Annotated in this window: 14 protein-coding genes and 1 tRNA gene; 6 read left to right on the forward strand and 9 right to left on the reverse strand. The window is 51.5% G+C overall.

Annotated elements, in window-relative coordinates:
- Positions 1-141: 141 nt before the first annotated feature.
- The 3 genes from K3T83_RS12055 to K3T83_RS12065 form a co-directional block, all read right to left on the reverse strand.
- Positions 142-1206, reverse strand: a complete 1065-nt coding sequence (locus K3T83_RS12055) for a hypothetical protein (protein WP_220203214.1) — start codon at positions 1204-1206, stop codon at positions 142-144.
- Between the two features lie 75 nt (positions 1207-1281).
- Complete coding sequence (locus K3T83_RS12060; RefSeq protein WP_220203215.1) at positions 1282-2181, reverse strand: hypothetical protein; 900 nt, start codon at positions 2179-2181, stop codon at positions 1282-1284.
- A gap of 216 nt (positions 2182-2397) precedes the next feature.
- Positions 2398-3780 (reverse strand): helix-turn-helix domain-containing protein, encoded by a 1383-nt coding sequence (locus K3T83_RS12065; RefSeq protein WP_220203216.1) that lies wholly within the window; start codon positions 3778-3780, stop codon positions 2398-2400.
- Positions 3781-4484: 704 nt separating this feature from the next.
- Between K3T83_RS12065 and K3T83_RS12070 the strand changes: the two genes are divergently transcribed.
- Both K3T83_RS12070 and rsmI read left to right on the forward strand, forming a co-directional pair.
- Positions 4485-6068, forward strand: coding sequence for an AMP-dependent synthetase/ligase (locus K3T83_RS12070; RefSeq protein WP_220203217.1), 1584 nt, complete (start codon positions 4485-4487; stop codon positions 6066-6068).
- Positions 6069-6075: 7 nt separating this feature from the next.
- The gene (gene rsmI / locus K3T83_RS12075) at positions 6076-6837 is read left to right on the forward strand and encodes a 16S rRNA (cytidine(1402)-2'-O)-methyltransferase (RefSeq protein ID WP_220203218.1); all 762 of its coding nucleotides are present in this window, start codon (positions 6076-6078) and stop codon (positions 6835-6837) included.
- On the opposite strand, the gene K3T83_RS12080 is transcribed toward rsmI, so the two are convergent.
- The 3 genes from K3T83_RS12080 to K3T83_RS12090 all read right to left on the reverse strand — a co-directional run bounded on the left by K3T83_RS12080 (position 6804) and on the right by K3T83_RS12090 (position 11515).
- Positions 6804-9527 carry an FHA domain-containing protein gene (locus K3T83_RS12080; protein WP_220203219.1) on the reverse strand — a complete coding sequence of 908 codons (2724 nt, stop codon included), beginning with the start codon at positions 9525-9527 and terminating at the stop codon, positions 6804-6806. The genes rsmI and K3T83_RS12080 overlap by 34 nt on opposite strands.
- Positions 9528-9826: 299 nt before the next feature.
- Positions 9827-10753 carry a malate dehydrogenase gene (gene mdh / locus K3T83_RS12085; RefSeq protein ID WP_220203220.1) on the reverse strand — a complete coding sequence of 309 codons (927 nt, stop codon included), beginning with the start codon at positions 10751-10753 and terminating at the stop codon, positions 9827-9829.
- A 336-nt stretch (positions 10754-11089) separates the two neighbouring features.
- Positions 11090-11515: a nitroreductase family deazaflavin-dependent oxidoreductase gene (locus K3T83_RS12090; RefSeq protein ID WP_220203221.1), complete on the reverse strand. Its 426-nt coding sequence runs from the start codon at positions 11513-11515 to the stop codon at positions 11090-11092.
- A gap of 435 nt (positions 11516-11950) precedes the next feature.
- Here K3T83_RS12090 and K3T83_RS12095 point away from each other — a divergent pair, with 435 nt between their 5' ends.
- Positions 11951-13546: an amino acid permease gene (locus K3T83_RS12095; protein ID WP_220203222.1), complete on the forward strand. Its 1596-nt coding sequence runs from the start codon at positions 11951-11953 to the stop codon at positions 13544-13546.
- Positions 13547-13666: 120 nt separating this feature from the next.
- Positions 13667-13740: transfer RNA gene (locus tag K3T83_RS12100), tRNA-Gln, on the forward strand.
- Between the two features lie 114 nt (positions 13741-13854).
- Here K3T83_RS12100 and K3T83_RS12105 read toward each other — a convergent pair.
- On the reverse strand, positions 13855-14154 hold the full coding sequence (locus K3T83_RS12105; protein WP_220203223.1) for a hypothetical protein: 300 nt from the start codon (positions 14152-14154) through the stop codon (positions 13855-13857).
- 249 nt (positions 14155-14403) lie between these two features.
- Between K3T83_RS12105 and K3T83_RS12110 the strand changes: the two genes are divergently transcribed.
- Positions 14404-15603: an AI-2E family transporter gene (locus tag K3T83_RS12110; RefSeq protein WP_220203224.1), complete on the forward strand. Its 1200-nt coding sequence runs from the start codon at positions 14404-14406 to the stop codon at positions 15601-15603.
- A gap of 230 nt (positions 15604-15833) precedes the next feature.
- Positions 15834-16787 (forward strand): toll/interleukin-1 receptor domain-containing protein, encoded by a 954-nt coding sequence (locus tag K3T83_RS12115; RefSeq protein WP_220203225.1) that lies wholly within the window; start codon positions 15834-15836, stop codon positions 16785-16787.
- Positions 16788-16869: 82 nt separating this feature from the next.
- Here K3T83_RS12115 and murJ read toward each other — a convergent pair whose 3' ends face one another.
- Together murJ and K3T83_RS12125 are read right to left on the reverse strand one after the other, a co-directional pair.
- Entirely contained in the window at positions 16870-18726 is a 1857-nt protein-coding gene (gene murJ / locus K3T83_RS12120; protein WP_220203226.1) for a murein biosynthesis integral membrane protein MurJ, read from the reverse strand.
- Positions 18727-18796: 70 nt separating this feature from the next.
- The gene (locus tag K3T83_RS12125; protein ID WP_220203227.1) at positions 18797-19330 is read right to left on the reverse strand and encodes an adenylyltransferase/cytidyltransferase family protein; all 534 of its coding nucleotides are present in this window, start codon (positions 19328-19330) and stop codon (positions 18797-18799) included.
- Positions 19331-19333: the final 3 nt, after the last annotated feature.

A 19333-nucleotide genomic window follows, 5' to 3' on the forward strand; every position in this document is an offset into this window, starting at 1 on the left:
CTATGATACAACAGAGGCACAAAGACGGGATATGATGGCAGGGATGTATCTGATTATGTGTGCGGCCAACACACAATCATATGCTGGCCCTGCCAGTTGTTTCTCTCATCGACACGCAACACCCTTCCTCGCGCTCCACTCTTAGCTCGCGCGGTTCCATCCTTCAGCACTACGCACCTCTAACAGCAAGAACATCGCCTCCAGCAAGTTGCGATCCTCCTGCTTTTCAAGGCTCAGTTCCGTCTGTCCCAGAAGAATAGTTGCCGACCCGGATGCATCAACCGCCGTCGAGCTACGAATCGAGCGTGGATTGCCACCAATCCAGCGAATCGGCTCAAGCAAAGAACCGAGCGGTACAGAGACTATCACAGGATGTCCACGCAGTGCCGAGTCAAGATCCTGAAGGTGCAGTTCTAGCATCTGTCCTTTCTGCGTGATCGTGCCAGTCAGAGAACGCGCTTGCAAATGAATAACGGGAGCCTCTTGATGGGAATAGCGCGTTAACATTTCCGCCCGACGTACAATCTTCTTACCACGTCGCGCTCCAGCACCTGCTGTTGCGGGAGTATATGCATAGACTTGCGGGTCATCCTCCCGGGGTGGCTCAGAGTGGTCTGAAAGCGTGGCTACGCGCACCAGATCGTGCAAGGCATAGCGGCGAACGTTGCCCTGATTAATGCGCGCGCTGATATGCAAGGCCAGTTGTAGAAGGGCGCGGGCCGAGCTTTCTTCGTTGCTATGATCACGTCTGGCCTGTTGCAAGATCGCTTCTGCCTGACTGATCAATGTCAGGCAGAGATGCCCGAGCATCCGTTGAGGTGTCGCCTCCAATGTTCGTGTTCCCTGACCAAGCAGCGGGCGCGATTCCTGGGGATGGATTGCCTCGCGCAGCGAATCGTAAAGGTCCAGATAGGCATGATGGCATTCTTCACAGCCAGCCAGATGATAGAGCAAGGGAGCATAACGAATCGTTGCCTGGGAATCATGAGAAAGCAGGGCCATGATAAAGTCGGGCAACTGTTGATAGAAATGCAAATGATAGTCGCTATCCAGCATCAGTTCCAGTTGATGATCGCTCTCACCAGCTAGCGAGGTCTTTACTTTTTCGTGTGGAGTTCTATGTAGTACTTGTTGTAACCAGCGGGCCAGTCGTACCTGCTCGTCACCCGGCTCGGTCGGTCCACCAGGCAGGAATGCATCGTTCATAATCTGTCTCCTCCAGGAGCTTACTACTACTTCCGACCACCAGCAGGATCTGGTGATCGGAGTGGCAATATTTGCTTACTCATCCCGATAAAAACGCGCCAGACGCCTTCTCTGAGCGCTGGTGAGGCTGACAACATCCTCACCTTGCCAGTGCAGTAAGCCCTCGGCTGTCAGCGCCTTCAACCCCGACCGCACCTCTTCTTCCAGCATATTCTCCTGTGCCAGGGTTGGGATATCTACCGTATAGGTATTGGTGCCTGTTGCTTGTGTCGTACACTCAGTCAAACGCAAAGCAACGGCAACTGTCAAATTAGAACTCTGTTGCTGGAGACAATGGCGCAATTTGCGGTGTGCATGGTCCTTATGCTGGCTCATATGGGGATTAATAGAGGTGGCTTCAGACAGATGAAGATCTTCCGTAATAGTTCCTAATAATTCATCGGCTCCCAATTCTTGCAACTCCGTCAAAACGGCCTGCAACTGGTTGGGAGCTGCTTTCAATGCTGAGATACAGTGTTTTAACACATTGCGTAATTCGTGTTGTGATACAAGATGGAGCGTGATTGCCTCTGGTGTTGCAAATGGTGTCTCTCCCCAGAGCGATTCGACCGCCCCCTCCAATGGATTATCATCTCCTCCCTCGTCGTCGGGATACTCTAATTCAGCGGCGCTATTGACTTGCAGACGGCGTTTGCGTAAGCGGTCAATCGCCTTATTGCGCACGCTCCGGCTAAGAAAGGCATAAAATTGTGCATCAGTGAGATGGTCCAGTGCAGAGAGCGATGTCCTATCACCTCCGCCAAACAGACCGAGGCGCACCAGTTGCTCTACCACATGCCCGATCACTGTATCCACCTCAAATGCATCATATTTGAGCGCACCCAGGAAGCGCTGGGCATTGCGATGCAGGTACGCGTACAGCAACGGATAACTCTGCTCTGGATGATACCTCAAGTCGTGTGCAGTAAATGGCATGCGGGAAATCCTCCGTGATGCCCACAAACAATATATACTAGTGGCGCGTATTGATTGGTTTGTGAAAACAATTCTACATATCACAAAAAAAATCTATCTCCTGCATTGTACAAGGAATACGCGCCGGACGCAATAAATATCTGAGCATAAGCAAAAGGGGTCAGAGAACGAGTGACCCGTTCCCTGACCCCTTTTCAGTATTCTTACAAGTTATTCCTATTCGAGATCGCCGCGTTTGCCCAAACGCTGATGCTCGTATGCCTTTTTAATGGCACTCAAGCTGCGCTGAACCTCTCCGCGCTCTTCGAGAAGATTAGCGAAACGGAAATAGGCACTGGCCGCAATTTCATGCGCCTGCGAAGCATCGAGTAGCTCTAGAGCCTGTGTAAAGAGCGAATCAGCAGAAGCAAAGTCGCCGTTCTGGTGGTGAATCTGTGCCAGAGCAATCAAGGCCTGACCCTGTGTCTGTGCATCATCGCTGGAACGTGCAAAGGTGAGTGCCTCCTGCGCCTCCTGCTCGGCCTCTGCTTTCTGTCCGCGTTTGAGCAACAGTTCTGCCAGGCTGGTATGACACAATGATGCCGATACCTCGTCATTGAGTTCGCGCTCAATGGCAATCGCCTGCCGATACTCCTGCTCGGCATCCTCCAGGTTACTTTGCTTCTCCAGCGCTTTGCCGAGCCGCTGATGGGTCAGACCAACCAGGCGTTGCTCGTCACGCATTTCATAGACAGCCAGGCTGCGTAATGCATACTCGCGCGCCATTGGCAGTTTGCCGACCGCCTTGTAATGCTGGCTGATATCCATGTACTTCTGTGCAAAACTCTTGCTATCGCGATTGGCAGAACCCAGCAAGTCCAATGCGCGATGATAGAACTCGACAGATTTTTCGAGATCACCGAGCCGGAAATAGTCGTTGGCTAGATTGCTAAAGACATCGAGGCAGAAGACAGGATCGCCAATCTGCCCATTTTCGATGGCTGTGTTGCAACGCTGATGGTTCTCCATCGCCAGCGTGTAGTTATAGAGTAAGAAGTACGCTTTTCCTAGCAGATTGCGCGCACGTTCCGTGTACTCGCTGTCGGTCAGAGCTTCTCCCTGAGAAACTGCGGAACGCAGATCGACTACGGCTTCTTGATATTCACCGGCACCTAAATGTACCTGACCACGCAAAAGGTAGAGACGATAGACCTGATCAGTAGTAATTCGTTCGGGCTGAATGGGAGCCAATAACTGCTCCGCCTGCTGGAACGCGCCCTGTTGTACGAGCACATTGGCCTGGATTAAGTCAACATCGATGCGCTGGTCTGGCCCGGAATCGGCTGGGGAATAGCCGACCGCCCGTGCTTCCGCTGCACCAGATGGCGACCCCTCAAGGAGGAATGTTAAGGGGACATCCAGACGACGCGCCAGAATAGAGAGAGCTTTCAAAGAAGGGCGAATTTTTCCTCTCTCAATGGCGGATATATAAGAGATTGAGAATTCGGGTGCGGCCAGTTGCGCTTGCGTCATTCCTAGTTTTGTACGAACTTCCCGAATATTCGTACCGACTCTTGCAGCAACCGCCTTACCCACATTTGCAGTTTCGAGGGATGGCATGGAACGATTTCCTTTCAAAGAATAGTACGAATGGCTTGTATTCTAAATGTTTCAGCACACCCTATAGCAATTATCTTGCGACTTTTTCAATGAGCTACATGCTCATATCTTGTGAAACCCTGTAACAACTCCCCTGTAATTTTTCCTCTTTTATCGTCAGGCTTACCGGTACAAGAGAGCAATTCGCTAGATAACGTTTCACATTCCGTAGTCTACCATACTCTTATGAATCAAGTCAATACATATTGAACTTTTGTCGTAGTCCTATTGTAGAATCACCACCATGACTACATCAGTTAGTCATAAAATAGTTTTGAAATAAAAAACAACCAGGTTTTACATTTATATTGTTCAACCATTATGCCCATAAGAATGTTTCAGTTATCCCTGATTGTAACATATGGGTAGTACAGTGCATAATAATAAGTCAGTATACAGTACATTTGCCCCTTACTTTTTGCTCTCTCAATCTATCAGCCAGTAATGGGATCATACAGCCTGGATGATTTTCTCCTTCCATGCCTGCTTGATAGCATTTCTTGTGATACACTCTAGGCAGATGGCACATACTAAACTATAATGCACACTGCACTAGCAGCCTTTTTCTGCAATCTTTTCAGCAACACGGTCGGAACACAATTACTGTGGTTATGCTATCGAATATCTAGTGCTAGTTATTTATTTATTCAAGGAAGGTCTTCTACATGGATACGATCCCTCACCTCTTTCAGGCGACTGTTGAACGCTTCGGGGACCGTCCCGCGCTGTTAGAACCAGCCGAGGGCAATGAGATGTCTTCCCTTACCTACTCCGCTCTCCAACAACGCGTTCATGCCTTTGCTGGTTATTTACAACAGCAAGCAATCTCTAAAGGAGACCGCCTGCTGCTCTGGTCTCCCAGCCGCATCGATTGGCTCGTTGCCTACCTCGGCTCACTCCTCGTAGGCATGGTCGTCGTCCCTCTTGATGTCAACAGTCGAGAGGATTTTCTCTGTCGCTTGGCCGAGACAACCGAGGCTAAACTGCTGGTGACGGCGCGCAAGGCATACGATGGCCTGAAGCGCCCTCCGCTCCCCCTTCTGGATATCGATGACTTACCACAGGCTCCTCTGCTCCCCGATCAGCTTCCCACCATCGACGAGCAGGATCTGGCCGAACTGGTCTTTACCTCTGGCACAACCGGCCAGCCAAAGGGCGTTATGCTCACCCACCGCAACATCACTTCGAACGCAAAGGCAGCAATACAATTTCTACCCATCACTTCCTCAGATCGTGCGCTTTCGATCCTCCCTCTCTCGCATATGTTTGAACTCACTATCGACCTGGCGCTCATCCATGCGGGGGCCAGCATCGTCTACGCTCGCTCTCTTTCGCCCGATACGCTGCTCAAATTATTTGCTACTCAGCACGCTACAGTGATGGTCCTGGTTCCCCAGGCATTACAACTGTTCCTCAATGGAGTCGAGCGCGAGGTTCGTCGTCAGCATAAAGAGAAGCAATGGGAGGCACTCCATGCACTAGCAAAATATGTTCCTTTCGCACTTCGTCCCCTCCTCTTTCGGGCCGTGCATCAGCGCTTCGGGGGCCGCTTCCGCTTCTTTGTAAGTGGAGGAGCATATCTACCACCAGATCTGGGCCGCCGTTGGGAGCAGATGGGCTTTCGCGTCATCCAGGGCTACGGCACAACCGAGTGTTCGCCCGTCGTGTCGGCCAATCCCTATAACGACCATAGTATCGAATCGGTTGGCAAAGCTCTCCCGGGCATCGAAGTGCGCATCGCTGACGATGGTGAGATCCTGGTTCGCGGCCCTAACGTCACTCCTGGCTACTGGAAAAATCCTGAAGCGACGGCGGCGGCTCTGCAAAATGGTTGGTACGCTACTGGCGATCTAGGATATCTCGATTCTCACAAGAACCTACACATTAAAGGTCGCAAGAAAAACATTATCGTGCTGCCCAACGGCCTGAACGTTTATCCAGAAGATGTAGAAATTACATTGCAGGCGCAGGATGTATTGAAAGACGCTGTTGTAATCGGGTTAGAAGAGCATGGACAGGGGCCAGAGGTGCATGCGATCCTCCTGATGGAAGATGGAGAACGTGCAAAAGCGAAAGCGATTATCCAGCAGGCAAACAAACAGCTGGCTCCCCATCAACAGATTAAAAGCTTCACCGTCTGGCCTGAGCAAGATTTTCCACGAACACATACATTGAAAGTCAAACGACAAGAGGTGCTCGCGCAATTATCGAAACTGCGCGAACAAAATTTGCGAGAGGAACATAAATAATCGTATTATGCTCTACCTTGTTGCTACACCTATTGGCAATCTCAACGATATTTCATTGCGTGCCCTCGAAACGCTGCGCATGGTCGATATCATTGCCAGCGAGGATACACGCAAAACCGGGCTGTTGCTCAAGCATTTTGATATTCACAAGCCACAGCTTCCTTTTCATGAACATAACGAACAGCGCGCCGGCGAGCGTATCGAGGAGCTGCTTAAGCAGGGAAAGTCTGTGGCTGTTGTCACCAACGCCGGCACACCGGGCATCTCCGATCCGGGTTTTACGCTGGTACGACGCGCCGTTACCGCTGAGATTCCAGTAACGATGATTCCCGGTCCAACCGGTCTCATTATGGCGCTGGTGCTGTCCGGGCTTCCCGTCCATAGCTTCACGTTTCGCGGCTTCCCTCCGCGCAAATCGGTAGGGCGGCGCAAGTTTATGGAAATCGATAAAGATGCTCCTCATACCCTGATCTTCTACGAAAGCCCGTATCGCGTAGAAGCCTTTTTGCGCGATGCACTGGAGGTCTTCGGCGACCGCCAGGCAGCGCTTGCCAACGATCTCACCAAACTATTCGAGAAGGTCGAGCGTGGTTCCATCTCTGCTCTGCTCTCGTCTATCGAACAGGCAAAGTTGAAAGGAGAGTACATCATTGTCATTGCCGGAAAAGAGAAAGAAGACGGCAAAATAAAAAACCTCGTGCGCTCAGATGAGGACGAGGTTTTTCTCTCTGACGATCAGGATGACGAGGATGAAGAAGTGAACGCATAAGTGGGTAAGTAGGAAAAGTAAAACGGGGCCAGGGTATCGGGGGGCTTCACCAGCGGAACCTCCCAGTACACCGGGCGCATAAAGCTTTCCCCGCGATTCAGGCTCAGAGCATATTCCCATTCCTGTCTCACATACTCCGATTTCGCGGCATGCTCCGACCAGAACAACTGGAACACCTCCGCCTGCTCAATCCCCGCCCGCACTGAAGCGCTCAATTCCTGCCACGAACGCATTTGATCGATCTGCAACAATGCATCAAAACCAAGCGTGCGATACATATCCTGACAGGCCTGCATCACAACTTTATCATGATGACTATATGATACAAAAATTCCCTGATAGGGTTTCGTGCTAATCGCGGCATCCTCGATTAAGGGATCAATGCGTTCCTGCTCCTCGAACAGCATCGCCATTCTCAGCGTACCCACCAGCAAGGGTCCAGCAAAAATATTGATCCTGCCATTTCTCGACAAGCCGGCCAGATCGCGTCGGGCCGAAAAGCGAAAAATTGAGCGATGCCAATCCTCAGACCACTGCAATGTCACCCGTCTTGGATTAAACAGGACGCCGCGACATTCAGGCACAATCGTAATATTGGTGCCATGTGGCAGCAAGGGATTGACTTTATTGGCGACCCCATCACCCATCTCGGTCTCGCGCAACAAGAGGTTCACATCCTGATAGATACTCTCCAGCGCGGATTCGATATAGGTGTAGACGAGCAGCGAGTTCCAGGTTTCTACTGCAACCTCTTTGGGATGAAAAGCGGTAAAGCGCAGATGTTCAAAGAGCGTCTCATGTGCTGGAGCTACAGGATTCTCTTGTGGCCGCTCTGCGCTGGCTCGCGCCTCCATCACCTGTGCTGGTGATATCGCTATCAGGCGTGCAGGTGTCACGCCTTCATCAATATCTTCTTCCTCGACACCATCAATCGTGATCGCATTCTCCCCCTCATGCTTTTGCTCTGGCAACAGTTCTTGCAGAGGAAGCACATTGGTCACGACGCTCGCTTTTGCGGTAGATACATGAGCAACTTCATGCATCAAAGCTTCGGTGCGATAGGTAAACTCATAGGCACCAACGCCAATAGTATCACCATCTTGCAGGACATGTGGCACCCCAGCTTCAATCTCGTCGCCATTCACAAAGGTGCCATTCGCGCTCTGTTCATCATATAAAGCATAGTGATTTTGCTCATAGCGAACCACCGCATGGAGGCGCGAGGTGAGCTTGTCGCGGGGAATCACGATATCGTTGCTGCGACCACGCCCGATAGTAAGCACCGGTTTATTCAGAGGATATTCCTTGATTTGCTGACCATTTAATTTGCGCAGGATCAAATAGCTAGATTGCTCAACCATATTTTCGGCAGCTGCCGCTTGCGCCGGGGGAACAACCTCATCAACTGCTACCGGATGTGGCTCCTCCACTGGCTTCACAATCTGTATTGCTTCTTCTAGCCGCGTCGGTTGCTCCTCTATCCATTCCTTTGACTCGTCCCAGTCCTTCGACTCGTCAAACACGGAGGTTTGCACAACCTCTTCCGCCTGTACGGGTGGTTCCTCTGCCTGTTGCTCTGGTTCCACAATCGGTTGTGCTATCTCTTCCATCTGTGGGGCCGGCTCCTCTGCCTGTTGCTCCTGCTCCACAACCAGTTGTGCCATCTCTTCCGCCTGTGCAACTGGCTCTTCCGCTGATTGCTCTGCTTCAACAACCTCCTCTGGTTGCTCAGGTTCAGCAATCGCAGCCGCTTCCTCCGCTGGCTGCTCCTCTGCCTGTTGCTCCTGCTCTACAGTTGCGTCAGTTACTTCTACCTGTATAGCCTGCTCTTCTGCTAGCGATTCTGCTTCGGCAGACGCTTCCTCTTCCAACTCAACCTGTTCCGGCTCCTCCTGTTTCTCAGGCTCCACTGCCTCCTCAACACGTGTGGGCTGCTCTTCTACTGGTTGCTCCGGTTCAACGAGCGTGTCTCCCATCTGCGTTGGTTGCTCCTCTAGCAGTTTTTCCGGTTCGACGAGCGTGTCTCCCATCTGCGTTGGTTGCTCCTCTACCGGCGGCTCTGCTTCGACGAGTGCGTCTCCCATCTGTGTTGGTTGCTCTTCTAGCGGTTGTGACGGCCTGGCAATGACCACCGCCTCTTCAACCTTCGTTGGCTGCTCATCCACAGCGGCCTCAACTCGCGCAGGTCGCTCTTCTACTGCTCTGGCGAGTGCCTCATCTATTTCATCGAATGAGGAGAGAGAAGGACGATTTGATGAGATCAATTCTGGTTTCTGCGCCGCCTCGTCTGGCTGGCTCGCTGGAAATGGCGATCCAGGCGGCGCGGGTATCGGCAGACGCTGACCACAATAGAGACAAAAAATACCTCCTGGCATCACATCAGTACCACAGAATGGGCATTGTTTGAGCGCATCGGGTACCGTTAGCGGCTGGGATATGACCGGGCGTTGCTGCCACCCCTCTGATTGATTGTCGGATGATGACTTTGCGGCATCCTGATAAAGAGCATCCTGCACATGATACTGCGCCACCTGCGGCTCATATGCGTGCTTACTCACCGAACGGCGCGAGCTACGAATCAGATAGACAGCGATAATCAAGAGGATTGCCGCCACCACCAAAACAAGCACGAGCAGAATATTTATCAGCCCCCCTGACGTGGTCCCTGCCAGGGTAAGAACTGTATTCATACCTTTTACCCCTTCTGGAATAGGTGTGTTCCTTTCTCTGGGGAATGACTTTATGTACCACCCACCTCTCAAGCAGAGAAAGTCTTTTCCTTCCCGATGCCACGTATCCACACAGACGAATCTTGTTCGAGAAAAGCATAGCAGATATGCCTTTATTAGACAAGATCCGACGACCCCCAACAGACATGGCAGTACAGACTTTGTAGTAAACGAGCAGGTAGAGGCAAACCCCTCACCTGCTCTCTCACCTATCATCCCTGTGACGCAATGTATGCCTGATGTTACGTTATATTGCTAATTTATATGCCCATGACGGCGACCAGTTCTTTCACCGCATCCGCCGATTTCTGCAAGAGTTCTTTTTCCTTTGGCGTCAACTCTATCTCTACGACCTCCTCGATCCCTTTGGCCCCCAGTTTGACCGGCACACCAACGTAGAGACCCTCAATGCCATACTCCCCCTGAAGATAGGCGGCACATGGCATGATCATCTTTTTATCCAGAATGATCGAGTCAATCATCTGAAGCACAGAGGCCGAAGGAGCAAAATAGGCGCTACCAGTGCCGAGCAATTTGACGATCTCCGCTCCCCCGTCGCGTGTGCGCTGAACGATCTGCTCGATCCGTTCTGCTGAAATTAACTGCGCAATCGGAATACCAGCGACCGTACACAGGCGAGAAAGCGGCACCATCGTATCGCCATGTCCACCCAGTACATACGCCTGCACGTCCTTCACCGAGGCTCCAACTTCTTGCGCAATAAACGTGCGGAAACGTGCGGTGTCCAGCACGCCAGCCATACCGATCACGCGCTCGCGGGGAAAACCGCTGACTTTGTGCGCCAGTTGCGCCATCGCATCCAGCGGATTGGTAACGACGATAATGATGCTATCGGGCGAATAGGTCACGACCTGCTCTGTCACCTGAGAGACGATTTCCTGATTCTTTTTGACCAGATCATCGCGGCTCATCCCTGGCTTGCGCGGAAAGCCCGAAGTGATCACGACGATATCCGATCCAACTGTATCTTCATAACTGTTAGTGCCTGTAACCTGCGAATCAAAGCCAAGCACCGGGCCAGCCTCTAACATATCGAGAGCTTTACCCTGTGGCATATTCGGCACAATATCAAACATAACTACGTCAGCATAGTCGCGTTCCGCCAGACGTTGGACCAGAGTGCTGCCCACAAAGCCAGCACCAACGACAGTGATCTTACTGCGCATTGACATATCCTTTCAATTCCCAAAAATATTTGACCGCGATAGAACCCCTCACGGCACATATTGTTTGCAATGAAATCAAGTCTGCCCGGTTCATCATCAGCATGCTGCAAACTGTTACAGCTTACAAAGCTGAGATGTTTCAGACCTCCTATACATCTACGGCTATTGTATGCTCTATGTAGCAAGGATGCAATCTGTCTCACCCTTACGCATGAGCGCAAGTTTCGTTCTTGATCGGTAAATGAGCGCATAGAAAAAAGTGACGAGCTACCACCTGGCAGCTCGTCACTTCCCATGACATACGAGTTGAGGCAAGAGCTTTGCCTCTCTCGCTGCTTAACTTACTTTCTCCAGGAGAACAACCGGGATCTTGCGGGTAGTTTTCCGCTCATAATCGGCAAATCCGGGCGCCTTCGCTACCATCTTTGCATACAGACGCGAGCGCTCCGGCTCTTCAAGCACTGATGTTGCTTTCACCTGAAACTGCTCTGTGCCTACTTCAATGGTTGCAGTGGAATGTGCCAGCAGGTTATGATACCAATCGGGATTGGTTGGCGCGCCCGCTTTTGATGCAATGATAACGAGGCGGTCGCCATCGGCTGTATATGCTAACGGCGAAACTCGCTGCTTGCCACTTTTGGCTCCTGTGGTGGTGAGCAAGAGTAAGGTGGCACCCTCGAATGGGCCACCAACTTTGCCACCATTGGCCCGAAATTCCTCGATAATCGATTTATTCCAATCGTTTGCGCTGTTTTCGCTCATATGCTCTCCTCGTTACTATTTGTAAGTTGCAAATTATTTAGTAGTTTCTATTTTAACACGTGCAATATGAAAAAGCAACGTGTTATTTCATCAATAGAGGACATCGTCACATTTTTATATGCGCTTCAGGTCTATATAAAAACGCTGATTATCATTGCTCATCCGCAATTTCTATGGTAGACTTCTTGATAGGTACGATATTGTTGCAAATTTCACAGTATTATCGACAAAATTGTACGAATCCTTCGTATTTTACTCCTGTCCTCTACGAATATCGTGAATTTGTAGTGCTTTGTCCTTTCTATCCATGTCAATGGGCGAGGACAGGCCCATCCATCGCCCGACGTTTTCCTCAATCCTCTCATGATGAGCGGCTTTTTTTATTCTGTTTTCCTGATGCAGGGAGTTGTCTTAGCATAAGGAGGCAATGTATCAATGGCTCACATCGATCCAACTCAGGAAGAACGAGACCGGGCGCTCCTTCAGCGTTTCGGCTACAAACAGGAGTTGCAACGGACGCTCGGCTTTCTCTCCAACTTCGCGGTTGCCTTCTCCTACATCTCTGTCTCCACCGGCACCTTTGCACTCTTCTCTCTTGGTATCCTGGCTGGCGGCCCCGCCTTTTTCTGGACCTGGCCTATCGTAGCAATCGGACAGTTCCTTGTAGCGCTAAACTTCGCCGAACTCGCATCGCATTTCCCCATTGCTGGCTCGATCTACCAGTGGAGCAAGCGGCTCTCTGGCTACAATCTGGGCTGGTTTACCGGCTGGATCTACTTCTTTGCTGGTATACTGACCATTACCTCTGTCGCCTTCACCATTCCTATTCCTCTACAGGCCATCTTCCCCGGCCTGCCTGCAACGATCATGGGCTTGAAGGCTCCCGTCTTTATTGCGGTGCTCGCTATCATTATCGGCACCGTCATCAACGTCGCTGGTGTACGCTTGCTATCGATCATTAACAATATCGGCGTGGCGGCTGAGATCGTCGGTATGATTGGATTTGCTCTGGTGCTGCTGTTCTTCTTTCATCAGCAGGGGATCGGCTTCCTCTTCAGCGGGCCATCGCCCAAAGATCCAGTGCTGCAAACACCCGCCAATCCCTGGACGCCGGGCTTCGATACCTCCTATGCAGGTGCATTTTTGGCGGCACTCTTTATGTCGCTCTTTGTCATTTATGGCTTCGATACCGCTGGGACGCTTGGTGAGGAGACAAAAAATCCCCAGAAAAATGCACCGCGCGGCATTCTCTGGTCGCTGGGCCTCTCCTCCATCGCTGGTTTTCTCTTTCTGGGTGGCACCATCCTCGCCATTAAGGATCTGCCCAAAATTGAAGCCATTGCTGGTGGTGCCAATCCCAATGTTCCCCCAACAGGAGCGCTGCCAACGATTATTCAGGATGCGCTGGGACAGTTCTGGGGAGATATCTATCTCTGGGTGGTCTTTCTCGCTGTCTGCGTCTGTATGTTCGCCATTCAATCGGCCACAATTCGGCTGATGTTTTCGATGGGCCGCGATGGTCGCCTTCCCTTTGGGAAAGCATGGGGTATCGTGCATCCATCACTCCATACGCCCCTCTGGGCCAGCATCGCCGTTGCTGTTCTATCACTGCTCCCATTTCTGTATAGCGATGCCATCGCAGTCCTTGTAACCGGGGCAACTGGTCTGATTTATCTCTCGTACTTCATGAACAATATTGCGTCTCTGCTGGCCCGACTGCGCAACTGGCCGCACGAAAAGGCACCTTTCAGTCTGGGACGCTGGGGTTTGCCAATCAACATTCTGGCCCTGCTCTACGGCGGGCTGATGATTATCAATTTCCTCTGGTTCGGTGGCCTGCGTAGCAACACCAACCCTGCTCTCAGTGGAGCCTTTCCCGCCCTGGCCAGTGTCCCCCTGTTGGGCAATATTCCCATCTTTGAGTTCTCGCTGCTCGTTCTCTTCGTCGTAGGAGCAATCTACTGGTTTGGCTTCAAACGCCGTGCAGTCATTGCGGAAGATGAAAATCCAGCCCAGGTGCTTGCAGACTAACTCCCTCATGGGAAAATCCCATGCTTTGGCCAAAGCATGGGATTTTCCCAGATTTTTCAAAAAACGCTTGACAATTCACAATGACTGAGGTATCATAGCACCACAAGAAACGAACACTATTGGGGTATCGTTCAACGGTAGGACGGCTGACTCTGGATCAGTTAATTGGGGTTCGAATCCCTGTACCCCAGCCACTTAACCCGCCTCACAAGCGGGTTTATTTATTGTCATTGGACATTTGAGGCAGTTGATTTTTCATCGTTTTACTGATGTGAAGCCAACTGCCTTTCTTTTTGTTATGTACAGCTCTACATTCTAGACCGGGTATTCTTTTCAATGGCAATGAAGAGCAAAATAAGATCGGAGAAAGCGTATAGGAAGATGGAGCTAACAATGCCCACAACGGCAACCAGACCGAGCGAGAACGGTGGAATTGCCATACCGGGTAAGGGATTTATTGCGGTAGCCTGCTGTGAGACGGCAATGACCACTAGCAAGCCAAGGCCAAGATTGGCAAGCAAAAGAAGAACGGCAATAATCTTGATGAGGGCAGAGGCGACTCGGAGAACGATCCAGTGAGGACCATGTTGTGTTTGAGATGGTTGCATGAACGAAATCCTTTCCAACAATGTCTTCATAGTATCTGTCAGGTCAGTATAGCGAATGCAAAATGAGAGGGCAAGTCACCTCTAGACATGGTGCTTTTTTATCATTTGCCAACTTTGGAATAGTTTCTTCCCTACGATACCCCATTCTGACCATCTGAGTATCAAATTCATCCACTCCCAACGTCTTATTAGTGATACTGGTACAAACAACTGGCATTCTATTTCCCTAAGAGAAAGCGGTACTGAAACATGAGCGAAGGCACTCGTCCACTCTTTGGAGCGCGCACTCCTATACAATTGAGAAAACTCAGCCGAAAATGGGCAATACGGCGGGATATCCCTATCGCACTGCTGGCATGGATCGCTCTAGTAGCGGTCATGCTCTGGGCCGCCTCGCATATTGTACGCACGATACTGGTGTTGGCAGTTGCGGCGCTGCTGGCCTTCGCTCTGGCTCCTGCTGTCAAGCTACTCCAACGTATTATGCCCCGTTTTCTGGCAATTCTGGTGGTCTATCTCGTCGTACTAAGCGGGATCAGCGTTCTCTGTTATCTGATCGTCAATGCTACCATAGAGCAGATCTTCACACTCTCGTCTACTATCAGAAGGCTGCTCGGCCCTGGCGCTCATGGTATGCCAACCCCCATCGATCAGGCGCTTGCAACGTTAGGCATTACCCCTGAGCAGATCACGCAGGCGCGCCAGCAGATCGTGACGCAAATCGAGGAGTTCGCGAAAAATTCGCTACCCTATCTGAGAAGCCTCTTCGATGTCGTCATCGATACGATTGTTGTAGCGGTGTTAAGCATCTATTTGCTGGTGGACGGCTCGCGGGTAGCTGCCTGGATACGGACAAATGCTCCCCAGGCGGCACGCGCACGCTTCTTTCTGGATACCCTGCAACGCGTCCTCGGTGCCTATATTCGTGGACAGCTCACGCTGGCCCTGCTGATTGGTGTGCTGGTTGGTGCCGGTATGCAATTCATCTTCCACCTGCATTATGCGCTCTTTCTCGGCGTCCTGGCCTTCGTGATGGCTTTTATTCCCGTGCTAGGAACAATCATTTCGGGCGCGCTCTGCGTCATCATCGGTCTCACTCAGGGCTGGCTGGTCGCGGTGGGAGTTCTGGTCTATTTCGTGGTTATTCACGTCATTGAGGGTGAGCTGGTTGGGCCGCGCATCGTTGGGAAGGCTATAGGCCTGCACCCGGTCGTTTCGCTGCTCGCGCTGATTGCCGGAGCCGAGTTATTCGGTATCTGGGGAGCGCTTTTTGCCTCTCCCCTGGCTGGCGTCTTACAAGCCATCATCGTCTCCCTCTGGACCGAGTGGCGCGACCAACACCCTGAACAATTCCAACTCGCCCAGGACGAAGCAGCTCACCCCGAGGAAATACCACTTCAGAAAGAGAAGGAAACTGCTACGCCTCCCTCACAGCTCCCTCCCGCATAATTTGATGAACCAATGCATGAATCAACAACTTGTACGAACTTGTAACTTATATTCGTACAAGTTGTTGCATATGCTACGAGACGCTTTTCCGATTTATCCCACTTTTATCTTTACACTGCTATTCGTTGATATATAATAGACATAAGCTGGTCAGTGGTTCATTCTCTTTAGAGATATGTCGATATGCATGTAAAAAGCATGCGAGCTATGTAGCAAGGAGTTTTACGGCTATGACCCCTGAGTTAGAGCCTCTTCAGAAGGATTTTTTTGTCAGCTACACCAAAACAGATAAAAAATGGGCGGAGTGGATAGCCTGGCAACTGGAACAAGCAGGGTATACCTGTATTCTACAAAAATGGGATTTTCTGTCAGGCGGAAACTTTGTCCTTGATATGCAAAACGCCGCCACCCGGACACGGCGCACTATCGCCGTCCTCTCCCCTGCTTATCTTTCCGCACTCTACACGCAAGCAGAATGGGCAGCTGCCTTTACTCAAGATCCCACAAGCGAAAACGGCAAGTTATTACCGATACGTGTGCAGGAGTGTAAACCTCCGGGCATCCTCGCTGCGATTGGCTATATCGATCTCGTTGGACGAGATGATCAGGAGGCTCGCGAGACTTTATTAAAAGGAGTTGCACGCAGGCGCACCAAACCGAATACCAGCCCGGCTTTCCCAGGCGCTTCAGCCTTTCCAGATGCCACAGGGTCAACAGGCAGCATCTCGTCACCAACGTCTTCTCCCCTTCCACTAACAACCTTGATAGTGAACGCTGACGAAGATATAGCTTTTAGAACAGACCTTGAAAAACACTTGCGGCCCCTGGAGTTGGCCGAACAGATTACTATCTGGCATAAAGACGATCTGGGAGCTGGAGAATATATTCAGCCAGGTATAGACAGGCATTTCTATCAAGCAAAGCTGATCTTGCTTCTCATCAGTAAGAACTTTTTGAGTTCCGCTGATTGCTATATGCTCATGCGAGAAGCAATGAAGCAATCGAACATTCAGGAGGCTCGCGTTGTTCCCATTATCGTCAGCCCCTGTGACCTGGAAGGCAGCCCCATCAGCAAACTCGTCACATTACCACGAAATGGTAAGCCGATAGATCAATGGAGCAACAGAGACTCCGCTTATCTCACCATCAGTAAAGAGATTCGTAATATTCTTCCTAAACCCTGAACTGCCGCACAAAAAGAGAGCGATGCGTCACACTTTCATGCACCGCTCTCCCTGAAAAAGGTTCATCCAGCCTGCCACTGATTTATTTCTTCCCTAGCTTTGCCAGCAGCGCTCCCTTTAAGAGATGCACCTCCTCCACCTTGAGCAAAAGCACACCGCCAAAGTAGACGCCAGCCGCGAGGCCACCAGCGACCACCAGGATCACAAGCTGCCCCACAAATCCATAATGGGCGAGAGGCGTCGCCTGTTGCAACAACGTGAGCAAACCCCAGGCTACAGCAATCATGACAACCGTTGAGAGCAGGATTTTTCCTATGGCGGGCAACATGTTGCGCACATGTAAGGAACCTAGTGTCCGGCGTAATAACACAAACAGAATAACGGCATGCAACACATTTTGCATGGTATTGGCAAAGGCTAGCACTGGTATCCCCCCGGTTTGCCAGAAGGGGAGCGCCACCACCAGATAACCAAGCACGCTCACCACGCCCACTGTAACTGGGATAATCGTATTCTTGCGGGCATAAAATGCCATAATCAACAGTTGATCGATAGGCAGAAACGGCAACTGATAGGCGTAATTTTGTAGGGCCAGAGCCGTCAGCGTCACCTGTTGAGGAGCGAAGTTGTGATGCTCGAAGATCGCACTGATGATCGGGGTGCGCAATGTGATCAGGCCAGCCGCCGCCGGAACCATCAACAACAAGCCCAGCCGGAAGCCCAGCAACAACGTCTCTTTGAAGCGCTCCATCTGCCCCTCGCGTGCATGAGAGGTCAGCGTGGGCAGAACGGCAAAGGAGAGCGCCGCACCAACCAATCCCTGCGGAAACTGAATAAGCGTAGTGGCAAAGCGCATTGCAGACAGATCAGCTACCCCGCAATCTGTCAAACCCTGCACCCACATCGCACAGGGAGCACTCGTGGCAAGAGATTGATCGAACAATGCCAACGCCGATGTAATCAGATAGCTAAACGCGACCGGCGCGTAGAGTAAGAGGATACGCCGCAAAGCTGGATGCTTGAGATCCAGGACCAGTTTATAGCGGAAGTGCTGATTGTGCATGCCAGGAATAAGCAGCACAATCTCGCCAATAACGCCCAGCAATACGCCCAGAGCAATCCCATAGGTGCCAAAGAAATGATTCCCAATGATGCCACCCACCACCGCACCAACGATAATGCCCAGATGATACGACGCTGTGGCGAAGGCGGGCCAACCAAACTCTTTTAAGGCATAGAGCGCCGATAATAGCACAGCAAATGGCCCCAGGCCAACAAGCGAGAAGAAAATAATCTGCGAATAGCGAATGGTCAATGCTTTGTTCGCCGCCGTATAGCCGGAAGCGAGAAAGGTATCAAAGAGCCAGGGAGCAAGAAAGAAAAAGGCGACGGACGCGAGAGCCGTAATCAGCAGGATGAGATTAACGATGGTAAAGACAATGCGGCGCAGTTCTTCGCGCTTCTCAGGCGCGGCATAGTCGTTAAACGTGGGGATCAACGCGCCCGAAACCGAACCATTGATGAGAAAATCGTTAAAGTTCTGGGCGGGAGTGAGTGCGGCAAAAAAGGGGCCGGAGACACCAGCGCCGGTTCCCGCAACCACGATCTGGCGCACCATGCCCATCACGCTACTGCCCAGGTTTCCCAGCATCACCAGCGAGGCCGATCGAACTATCTCGCGCCGCTCGCCGCCTGGTCGGGGCTGCTCCTCGCTCACCTCAATATCGCTGGCTGCAACCTCCTCTGGCCCCGTCTCCTTATCCTCCGCCTCTTCGATAATCGTCTCTGCCACTGGCACCTGTTCGGCGGCAGGCTCAGTCACCGAGAGCGGCATGGCCTCAACAACAGCCACCGCCTCCTGTGCTTCTTGAGAAACCGCTTTTACTTTCGCCTGATCGATATTTTTTTGTTTATTACCATTATTTTTCCGTTTTGACACGCTATTCTGCTCCTGGATAAGACCTTATCATAGAAACGCCGGACAAGGGAACCATTGGTATATATTCTCTTCAGGAAGATCGTTCGGGTAAGTGTTGAATTTTAGCGATCAGTTCTGTCGTGGAATGATGTTGCAGATATGGGAGCAGGCGCACAACGCCGCCATATGCCTGAACAATCTTCGCCTCCGGCAGGCGCTTCGTATCAGGAGTGCCATCAGCCGCCCCCGCATAATCGGCTCCCTTTACATAAATGGCTGGGCGCAAAAGATCGAGTAGTGGGGAGGCCGTTGCTTCGGAGAAGATGGTCACATAATCAATGCAGACCAGCGAGGCCATAATCTCGGCTCGCTCCTGCTCAGGAACCAGCGGACGACCCACGCCCTTCAACTGGCGCACGCTCTCATCGGAATTCAGGCCCAGCACCAGAAATTCGCCCAGTTCGCGCGCCTCCTGCAAATAGCGCACATGTCCCAGGTGGAGCAGGTCAAAGCAGCCATTGGTGAAGACCGCTCGCTCTCCGACCTGCTGCCGGCGCTGAATTTCGGTCGCGAGATCGTCCCGCGACCGAATCTTCTGTTGTGTCAGATCTAATAGTGTCTTCATAAA

This window comes from Reticulibacter mediterranei (genome assembly GCF_016587455.1).

What these genes read in the sequence shown, in the direction of transcription:
- K3T83_RS12055 (WP_220203214.1), bottom strand. Translation starts at nt 1,206, where the DNA reads ATGAACGATGCATTCCTGCCTGGTGGACCGACCGAGCCGGGTGACGAG.
- K3T83_RS12060 (WP_220203215.1), bottom strand. Translation starts at nt 2,181, where the DNA reads ATGCCATTTACTGCACACGACTTGAGGTATCATCCAGAGCAGAGTTAT.
- K3T83_RS12065 (WP_220203216.1), bottom strand. Translation starts at nt 3,780, where the DNA reads ATGCCATCCCTCGAAACTGCAAATGTGGGTAAGGCGGTTGCTGCAAGA.
- K3T83_RS12070 (WP_220203217.1), top strand. Translation starts at nt 4,485, where the DNA reads ATGGATACGATCCCTCACCTCTTTCAGGCGACTGTTGAACGCTTCGGG.
- rsmI (WP_220203218.1), top strand. Translation starts at nt 6,076, where the DNA reads ATGCTCTACCTTGTTGCTACACCTATTGGCAATCTCAACGATATTTCA.
- K3T83_RS12080 (WP_220203219.1), bottom strand. Translation starts at nt 9,527, where the DNA reads ATGAATACAGTTCTTACCCTGGCAGGGACCACGTCAGGGGGGCTGATA.
- mdh (WP_220203220.1), bottom strand. Translation starts at nt 10,753, where the DNA reads ATGCGCAGTAAGATCACTGTCGTTGGTGCTGGCTTTGTGGGCAGCACT.
- K3T83_RS12090 (WP_220203221.1), bottom strand. Translation starts at nt 11,515, where the DNA reads ATGAGCGAAAACAGCGCAAACGATTGGAATAAATCGATTATCGAGGAA.
- K3T83_RS12095 (WP_220203222.1), top strand. Translation starts at nt 11,951, where the DNA reads ATGGCTCACATCGATCCAACTCAGGAAGAACGAGACCGGGCGCTCCTT.
- K3T83_RS12105 (WP_220203223.1), bottom strand. Translation starts at nt 14,154, where the DNA reads ATGCAACCATCTCAAACACAACATGGTCCTCACTGGATCGTTCTCCGA.
- K3T83_RS12110 (WP_220203224.1), top strand. Translation starts at nt 14,404, where the DNA reads ATGAGCGAAGGCACTCGTCCACTCTTTGGAGCGCGCACTCCTATACAA.
- K3T83_RS12115 (WP_220203225.1), top strand. Translation starts at nt 15,834, where the DNA reads ATGACCCCTGAGTTAGAGCCTCTTCAGAAGGATTTTTTTGTCAGCTAC.
- K3T83_RS12125 (WP_220203227.1), bottom strand. Translation starts at nt 19,330, where the DNA reads ATGAAGACACTATTAGATCTGACACAACAGAAGATTCGGTCGCGGGAC.